The following is a 4,020-nucleotide window of genomic DNA, read 5'->3' as shown; positions in this document are numbered from 1 at the left end:
CGCGGGCGCGCGTCGAGGGCCCTCGACGCCCTGGTCCAGGACCGCATCGCCGACCGTGCGGATGCACGGAGTGCACGGGACTGGGCGCGGGCGGACGCCATCCGGGACGCACTGGCGGCCGCGGGGATCACCCTCGAGGACTCGGCGGACGGCGTCACCTGGTCCCTCTCGGGGGACTGACGGCGGGGCGTCCGACGCCGTCCCGGCCAGGGCGGATCGCGTCCGGATCACGTCCGGATCGCGTCCGGATCGCGTATGCCGGGGCACTGCACCGGCTCCGCGTAAACTGGAGGGGATTCTTCTTCTATATAAAGGTGTTCTCTCCATGGCCAGTCACGGACGTCCAGGCGCGGTTCGCAAAACGAAAAAGGGCCCCACCATCGGCACCGGCGGCCACGGACGCAAATCGCTCGAGGGCAAGGGACCCACTCCCAAGGCGGAGGACCGCCCGTACCACAAGGCGTACAAGAACAAGGAGCTCTCGGAGCGTTCCGCGGCCAAGCGCGCCGGCGGGAAGAACGCCGGCACGGGCCGCACCAAGGGCAAGGCCGCCGAGGAGGTCGTGACCGGCCGCAACTCGGTGGTGGAGGCCCTCCGCGCGGGCATCCCTGCGAAGGCGCTGCACGTCGCGATCCGCATCGAGATGGACGACCGCGTGCGGGAGTCGCTGAAGATGGCGGCCGAGCGCGGCATCCCGGTCATGGAGACGGGCAAGCCCGAACTCGACCGCATGACGGACGGCGCGGTGCACCAGGGCCTCATGCTGCAGGTCCCGCCCTACGAGTACGCCGACGCGCTGGACCTCGTGGACGAGACGATCGAGCGGTACAGGCGCGGCCACATCGGGAACGCCCCGCTGTTCGTGGCCCTCGACGGCATCACCGATCCCCGCAACCTCGGGGCCATCATCCGCTCGGCATCCGCCTTCAGCAGCCATGGCGTCATCGTGCCGGAGCGGCGTTCCGTCGGTGTGACGGCGTCGGCCTGGAAGACCAGCGCCGGTGCCGCCGTCCGGGTCCCCGTCGCGCGCGTCGGCAACCTGAACTCGGCCCTGAAGTCCTTCAAGGACAAGGGCATCTTCGTCCTCGGGCTCGACGGCGACGGCGACGTCTCGCTGCCCGAGCTGTCCCTGGGCCGCGACCCCATCTGCATCGTCGTCGGCTCCGAGGGCAAGGGCCTGTCCCGGCTCGTCCGCGAGAACTGCGACCAGATCGTCTCCATCCCGATCGACTCCGCCATGGAGTCGCTCAACGCGTCGATGGCGGTGGGGATCACGCTGTACGAGGTGTCCCGCCAGCGTTCGGTCTGACCCGGGCATGGTCAACCCCGCACCGCTGACGCGCGCCTCCCGCGAGTTCCCGCTCGGGCTCCACTCCGTCAAGGGGGCATGGAGCCAGGACGGGCACGCGAATGTCGCGGTGTGGGCGCCCGGCATCGCCTCCATGGACGTGCACTGGTGCCGCGCCGACGGCACCTGGACGTCCGAGACGCTCGTGGGGCTCGACGGCGGCGTCCACCACGGTGTGGTGGGACCGGTGGCGCCGGGGGCGCTCTATGCCTTCTGGCCCACCGGCGAGGACCTTCCCGGAGCTCCCGGGACGGCCCAGCTGCTGCTCGATCCCTACGCGCGCGCGGTCGAGCCGATTGGACCCGCCGCCGGGGCCGATGAGCCGCCGTCGCGCTCCTACTACTCGGTCTTCCTCGAGCACACGTTCGACTGGGGGACGAGTGAGCACCCGCGCACGCCCTGGCGTGACAGCGTCATCTACGAAGCGCATGTGAAGGGTCTCACGAAGGCCCACCCCGGGATCCCCGAGGAGCTGCGGGGCACCTACGCCGGACTGGCGCACCCGGTGATGACCGGATACCTCCGCGATCTCGGGGTGACCGCGGTCGAGCTGCTGCCGATCCACTTCTCCATCGACGAGCCGCACCTCGAGCCGCTCGGCCTGGGCAACTACTGGGGCTACAACACGCTCGGATTCTTCTCGGCGCACTCCGCCTATGCCACAGCGGCCGCGCGGGAGGCGGGACCGGACGCGGTGCTCGACGAATTCAAGGGCATGGTCCGCGCCCTGCACGAGGCCGGCCTCGAGGTCCTCCTCGACGTCGTCTACAACCACACGGCCGAGGGTGAGCAGCACCGCCCGGCCCTGTGCTGGCGCGGGCTCGGGGATCGGGACTACTACCGGCACGACGACGCCGGGCGGTACGTCGACACGACCGGGTGCGGCAACAGCCTGGACTTCTCGCAGCCCCGGGTCGTGGAGTTCGCGCTCGACTCGCTGCGCTACTGGGTCGAGGAATGCCACGTGGACGGCTTCCGCTTCGACCTCGCCGTCACCCTCGCCCGCGATGAGAACAACACGTTCACGCCGCGCCACCCCTTCCTGGTCGCGGCCGGCGCCTCGAAGGCCCTGCGCGGTACGAAGCTCATCACCGAGCCGTGGGACCTCGGGCCGGACGGCTGGCAGACCGGGAGGTTCCCGGTGGGCTGGGCGGACTGGAACGACGGCTTCCGGGACACCGTCCGCGACTTCTGGCTGCGGGACGTCGCGTCCATCGCGGCCGGTGGCACGGGGTCCTCGCCGGCACGCCTGGCCGGCCGGCTCGCCGGGTCGGCCGATACGTTCGCCGGATCCGGCCGGAGCCCGCTGGCGTCGGTCAACATGGTCACGGCCCACGACGGCTTCACGCTGGCCGACCTCACGGCGTACGAGCGCAAGCACAACGAGGCCAACGGCGAAGGCAACCGCGACGGGTCCAACGACAACCGCAGCTACAACCACGGGGCCGAGGGCCGCACGGAGGACGAGGGCATCCTCGCAGCCCGTGAGAAGAGCGCCCGCAATGTGATGGCCTCGCTGCTGATCTCGCTCGGCGTCCCGATGATCACCGCCGGGGACGAACGGGGCCGGACGCAGCGCGGCAACAACAACGCGTACTGCCAGGACAACGACCTCGCGTGGGTGCAGTGGTCGGACGACGCCGCGTCCCGGGACATGCTGGCCGCCACGCGCACGCTGCTGTCCATCCGACGCGACTTCCTGGCCGCGCAGCCCGCCACCTTCCCGTCGCGGAGCGACCAGTCCACCCTCCTGTGGTTCAACGCCGCGGGCCTGCCGATGACGGCGCAGGAGTGGAACGATCCGGCCACCCGGACCGTCCAGCTCCTGCTGGGCTCCACGGGCGGGAGGATCAACGGCCTCGTGGTGATCAACGGTTCGCTCCGCGAGACGCGCATCCATCTGCCGTCGGCCTGGATCCTGCAGGGGCAGGGCGTGGCCGGCGAACAGCCGCGCTCCTTCACGCAGACCTTCGACTCCGCGGCGAGGGGTGCGCCGACCGACGCCGGCCGGCTGCTCTCGGGCGAGGCCGACACCGTCGCCGCCGACTCGGTGCGGATCTACCGCTGCTGAGTCCGTCCGGCCCACGCCGGGAACGACGAAGCCCGGGACCGTCCGGTCCCGGGCTTCGTCGCGTCCGGAGGGGCGCGTCGTCGATCAGGCGTTGACGACGAGTCCGAGCTCGGCCTTCGTGGCGAGGGTCGAGTGCTTCGGGAGCACGCGCACGGTGTAGCCGAAGGACCCCGAGTGGTCGATCCGGATACTGCCCGTGAAGAGGTAGCGCCCGCTGCCGAGGTTCTCGGCGACGGTGAGGTCGTCGACGGCCACGTCGCTCAGCTCGTCGCTCTCGAGTGCGCGGCCGTAGGCCACCTCGACGGCCACGTCGTCCGGGTCGAGCCCGCCGAGTGCCACGTAGGCGTTCACGGTCAGGGAATCACCGATCTGCGGGTCCTCGGACACGCCGGTCGAGTCCACGTGCTCCACCTGCACGGCGGGCCAGCTGCCCTGGACGCGTGAGCGCCAGGCCGCGGTCCGCTTGGCGAGGGCGAAGGAATCCGACGCCGCCGCCTGGCCCGAGCGCCAGGCGGGACGGTAGAGCTTCTCCACGTAGTCCTGCAGCATGCGGTCGGCCGACACGGCGGGGCCGAGCGTCGCCATGGTGTGCTTGATCATC

3 protein-coding genes and 1 pseudogene are annotated in these 4,020 nt (G+C 71.0%); 3 read left to right on the top strand and 1 reads right to left on the bottom strand.

Features of this window, described 5'->3' with window-relative positions:
• The 3 genes from CVO76_RS15815 to glgX all read left to right on the top strand — a co-directional run.
• A partial coding sequence (locus tag CVO76_RS15815) for a CysS/YqeB C-terminal domain-containing protein (protein ID WP_432206107.1) occupies nt 1-180 on the top strand: 180 nt, incomplete at its 5' end.
• A 145-nt stretch (nt 181-325) separates the two neighbouring features.
• Nucleotides 326-1,309: a 23S rRNA (guanosine(2251)-2'-O)-methyltransferase RlmB gene (gene rlmB / locus CVO76_RS15810; RefSeq protein WP_208740072.1), complete on the top strand. Its 984-nt coding sequence runs from the start codon at nt 326-328 to the stop codon at nt 1,307-1,309.
• Between the two features lie 7 nt (nt 1,310-1,316).
• Nucleotides 1,317-3,419, top strand: coding sequence for a glycogen debranching protein GlgX (gene glgX / locus CVO76_RS15805; protein WP_208740071.1), 2,103 nt, complete (start codon nt 1,317-1,319; stop codon nt 3,417-3,419).
• Between the two features lie 84 nt (nt 3,420-3,503).
• On the opposite strand, the pseudogene CVO76_RS15800 reads toward glgX, so the two are convergent.
• Nucleotides 3,504-4,020: pseudogene (locus CVO76_RS15800) on the bottom strand (DUF3417 domain-containing protein); the annotation flags it as partial.

The sequence above is a fragment of the Arthrobacter agilis genome (assembly GCF_002953615.1).
Taxonomy (GTDB): Bacteria; Actinomycetota; Actinomycetes; order Actinomycetales; family Micrococcaceae; genus Arthrobacter_D; species Arthrobacter_D agilis_B.
The sequence above is the reverse complement of the archived record's forward strand: the minus strand, read 5'-3'. Positions and strand labels throughout refer to the sequence as shown.